Annotated in this window: 2 protein-coding genes; both read left to right on the top strand. The window is 72.6% G+C overall.

Translation table 11 applies throughout. The annotated features are described in order from the left end of the window. On the top strand, positions 1-598 hold a 598-nt coding region (locus tag AC1D01_RS36985; protein ID WP_477874830.1), incomplete at its 5' end, for an ATP-binding cassette domain-containing protein. Beyond that, positions 598-837: cysteine hydrolase family protein (locus tag AC1D01_RS36980; protein WP_477874828.1), on the top strand; the 240-nt coding region annotated here is incomplete at its 3' end. The genes AC1D01_RS36985 and AC1D01_RS36980, both read left to right, overlap by 1 nt.

The raw sequence follows: 837 nt of genomic DNA, 5'->3' as shown, positions 1-837 counted from the left end.
GCGTCGGCGCGTGTCGGGCGAGGTGTGGGTCGGCCACGGCGAGCAGCGCGAGCGCTTCGCCGCGACGCGCGCGCAGAACCAGCGCCTGAAGGTGCGCAGCCTGCCGGAGGAGCCGCTGCGCAACGCCTGCGTCGGCGACCTGAGCGTCTCGGACAACATCGGCCTGCGCTCCTTCGACCGCGCGCCCGCGGCACGCGGTGGCTGGCTGCGCACCTCGGTGCTGCGCGAGCGCGCACGCCGGTTGATCGCAGAGTTCGGCGTCAAGACGCGCAGCGAGCTGGCGCCGATCCGCGCGCTCAGCGGCGGCAACGTGCAGCGCGCGGTGCTGGCGCGCGAGCTGAGCGACGAGGCCGAGGTGCTGATCGTCTCGAACCCGGTGTTCGGGCTCGATTTCGCGGCGGTCGCCGAGATCCACCAGCGGCTGATGGACGTGCGCAACCGCGGCGGCGCGGTGCTGCTGATCAGCGAGGACCTGGACGAGCTGCTCGCGCTGTCGGACCGCATCGCGGTGATGAGCGAGGGGCGCATCGTGCACGAGGCCGATGCGCGCGTCGCCGACCGCCACGTGCTTGGCCATCACATGGGGGGAAGCCACTGATGATCCAGGTCGATGCCCTGCCGGGCCCGTTCGAGTTCGAGCCGGCGCACACCGCGCTGCTGATGATCGACATGCAGCGCGATTTCATCGAGCCGGGCGGCTTCGGCGCGGCGCTCGGCAACGACGTGTCGCTGCTCGCGCCGGTGGTGCCGGCCGCGGCCGAGCTGGTGGCGCTGTGCCGCGCGATGGGCGTGCTGGTGGTGCACACGCAGGAATGCCACCGGCCCGACCTGTCGGAC

Source organism: Rhizobacter sp. P3_B12, assembly GCF_056402895.1.
Note: the sequence above shows the minus strand (reverse complement) of the source record. Positions and strands in the feature narration are given on the sequence as shown.